Source organism: Thiorhodococcus mannitoliphagus (genome assembly GCF_010915725.1).
Taxonomy (GTDB): Bacteria; Pseudomonadota; Gammaproteobacteria; order Chromatiales; family Chromatiaceae; genus Thiorhodococcus; species Thiorhodococcus mannitoliphagus.
The window spans coordinates 1-2,936 of sequence record NZ_JAAIJR010000266.1; the positions used below are offsets into that span (position 1 = coordinate 1).

At 63.0% G+C, this 2,936-nt stretch carries 3 protein-coding genes; 2 read left to right on the forward strand and 1 reads right to left on the reverse strand.

Annotated elements, in window-relative coordinates; all coding sequences use genetic code 11:
• Positions 1–186, forward strand: a 186-nt coding sequence (locus G3480_RS28040; protein WP_206171906.1) for a hypothetical protein, incomplete at its 5' end; no start/stop codon positions are given.
• 133 nt (positions 187–319) lie between these two features.
• Here the strand turns inward: G3480_RS28040 and nhaD are convergent.
• Positions 320–1,756: a sodium:proton antiporter NhaD gene (gene nhaD / locus G3480_RS25865; protein ID WP_164657084.1), complete on the reverse strand. Its 1,437-nt coding sequence runs from the start codon at positions 1,754–1,756 to the stop codon at positions 320–322.
• Positions 1,757–2,029: 273 nt separating this feature from the next.
• On the opposite strand from nhaD, the gene G3480_RS25870 reads away from it, so the two are divergent.
• Positions 2,030–2,722, forward strand: a complete 693-nt coding sequence (locus tag G3480_RS25870) for an SDR family NAD(P)-dependent oxidoreductase (protein WP_164657085.1) — start codon at positions 2,030–2,032, stop codon at positions 2,720–2,722.
• Positions 2,723–2,936: the final 214 nt, after the last annotated feature.

The following is a 2,936-nucleotide window of genomic DNA, read 5'->3' on the forward strand; positions in this document are numbered from 1 at the left end:
TCCGTGGGCATCTCTGGCGTTTTGGTCGACATCAGACGATACCGCCTGCGTCCCTCTGCCGCCAACCCTTTCGAGTCTGTCACCATCGATAGGGGCCTCGCCGAGCCCTCCCGCCAAGGCTCAAAAATGGCCAAAGTCGAGCTGGAGGCGCCCGATGGCATTCGCCGCACGCCCCCGCGCGCCTGATTAGGGATGGCTCCGCGGCGCGCTGCATCATCAAGGGCGCCTTGGGAGTCGCGTGCTTGGCCCAGGTGACGGCGAGATCCCTCTCGACAGCGCGCGGCCTGCTCGACGAGCAGGCTCTTGGGCGGCTGGTCGTCTACCTCAGGTTTGCCGGGATCGAGAAGGTCCAGAAGTTGACGATCAGGTGCGTCAGGATGCTCGCGACGTAGCCGAGGGCGATGTACTTGGTCCAGCGCAGGTGCTCGAAGAAGGTGTAGATGCCCCGCGTCTGCCCCATGAGCGCCACGCCGGCGGCGGAGCCGATAGAGAGCAGGCTGCCGCCCACGCCCGCGGTCAGCGTGACGAGGAGCCACTGACCCTGCGACATCTCTGGGTTCATGGTGAGGACCGCGAACATGACCGGGATGTTGTCGACGATGGAGGAGAAGACACCGACCAGGGTGTTGGCCGCAGTGGCGCCGAGATCTCCGTACATCAGCTCGGAGACCATTGCCAGATAGCCGATGAAGCCCAGGCCGCCGACGCAGAGCACCACGCCGTAAAAGAAGAGTAGGGTGTCCCATTCGGCACGGGCAATCTTGTTGAAGATGTCGAAGGGCATGCTGTCCTCGACATTGCCCGCCTTGACGGTCGAGAGTTCGCCGGTGCGCATCAGGTAGTAGCCGAAAATCTTGAGATAGGCTAGACCGGTCATCATGCCGAGTACAGGCGGCAAGTGGAGGAAGCTGTGTACGCTCACCGCCGTGACGATCGTCGTTAGGAAGAGCAGCACGATGCGGCGGGCGCCGCGCTTCATGTGCACCTCGTCTTGGTGTGGCGGCGGCGTCAAGTCTGGAACCGCCCGAGACATGAAGTAGGCCGGCACCACATAGTTGACCAGCGCGGGAATGAAGAGCAGGAAGAAGGTCTTGAAGTCGATGACACCCTTCTGCCACACCATTAGGGTGGTGATGTCGCCGAAGGGGCTGAAGGCGCCGCCTGCATTGGCCGCGATCACGATATTGATACAGCTGAGTGCCACGAACTTTGGGCTCTCCGCCCCGACCGCCATCACGACGGCGCACATCAGCAGTGCGGTGGTGAGGTTGTCCGCGACCGGTGAGATGAAGAAGGCCAGAAACCCGGTCATCCAGAAGAGCTTGCGATAGCCATAGCCGCTGCGCACCAGCCAGGCACGCAGTGCTTCGAAGACATTCCGCTCCTCCATGGCGTTGACATAGGTCATGGCCGCGAGCAGGAAGAGGAAGAGTTCGGCGTACTCCAGGATGTTGTGCCGCAGTGCCTCGCCGACCACCTCGGAGTCGCCATGGTGCGTCTTGTAGTAGTAGGCGATGACAATCCAGATGATGCCGGCCGCTAGCACGACTGGCTTGGATTTGCGTAGCTCGGTGTACTCTTCGGCCATGACCAGTGCATAGGCCAAGACGAAGATGAGGATGGCTGCGTAGCCCGCCCAAGAGGCGGTGAGGTTAAGCGTCTCGGCGCCACCCGAGGCGAACGCCAGGCTCGGCAGCAGCAGGGCCGCAAGCGAGATGAAGAGTAGGGTCAGCGAGCGATTGAGAGGGGTTGGCATAGGCTTCCCGTTGGTGACTGATTGGAGCCGTTCATGAGATCAGGCATGGATCAAGGGGCGGTATTGTGCCGCGAAAACCGCGCGGAGGCACCTGAAAGACCTATTTTGGGGTAGGGTTGAGTGGATCGTCACGAGGCGGCGGCTCGCGACTGGCTTATGGAGCCCGCTGCGCGAGGCGGCGTTTGAATCGTCAGACAGCATCGCAATGTCCAGGTTTTGAATAGATCCATCCGGCGCGTTGCGCCGGCCCCTTGCTAACCTGGAAGCGAATCAATGCCTGAAATACTCATTGTGGGCGCGAGCAGCGGCATCGGCCGCGCAGTCACCCATACCCTTACCGAGTCGTACAGTATTCGGACAGCCTCGCGCCAGCCGTCCGGTGCAGCCGGCGAGCGTCACATCCACTGGGACGCCGCCAAGGATCCCTTTCCGATAGAGGCGCTGCCGAAGGTGCTCAGTGGTCTCGTCTACTGCCCGGGTAGCATCCGACTGGCACCCTTTGAACGCCTGGACGACGCGGCCTTTCGCGAGGACTTCGAACTCAACCTGCTCGGTGCCGTGCGTGCCATCCGCGCCGCGCTGCCTGCGCTCAAGGCCTCTGGGGATGCCAGCGTCGTGCTCTTCTCGAGCGTCGCGGTGGCGCTGGGGATGCCGATGCACGCCTCCATCGCCGCAGCCAAGGGCGCCGTCGAGGGCTTGGTGCGCGCGCTCGCGGCCGAGCTGGCGCCGGGCGTGCGGGTCAACGCCATCGCGCCCTCGCTGACGGAGACCCCGCTCGCCGGCAGTCTCCTGAGGACGGAGCGTCAGCGCCAAGGCGCCGCGGAGCGTCATCCACTTGCTCGAATCGGCCGACCCGAGGACATCGCGGCGGCGGCAGCCTATCTGTTGTCGTCAGAATCGAGCTGGATGACCGGGCAGGTCCTCAGGCCTGATGGCGGCATGAGTTCCCTGCGTCGCTTCGGTTGAGGTATCGTCGATCGCGTCGCGCTCGCGCCGAACTCTCCGATCCGAGAGCGCGACGCGAGTGCTTCGTGACCCTAGGAGCCTGTCCGACTTAGGATGAATCGGCTGCGGAATCGGGAGAACGGTCCCTTTCGCCCCGCTTTTTCGTTACATAGAACCACTATGCGCCTCAAAACCGGAACGAAATGGCCTCGCTCTCCCACTTCCTCGCTTCGAT

Bases quoted from the DNA above. Each gene is read 5' to 3' on its own strand.
- nhaD (WP_164657084.1), bottom strand. From the start codon at position 1,756: ATGCCAACCCCTCTCAATCGCTCGCTGACCCTACTCTTCATCTCGCTT.
- G3480_RS25870 (WP_164657085.1), top strand. From the start codon at position 2,030: ATGCCTGAAATACTCATTGTGGGCGCGAGCAGCGGCATCGGCCGCGCA.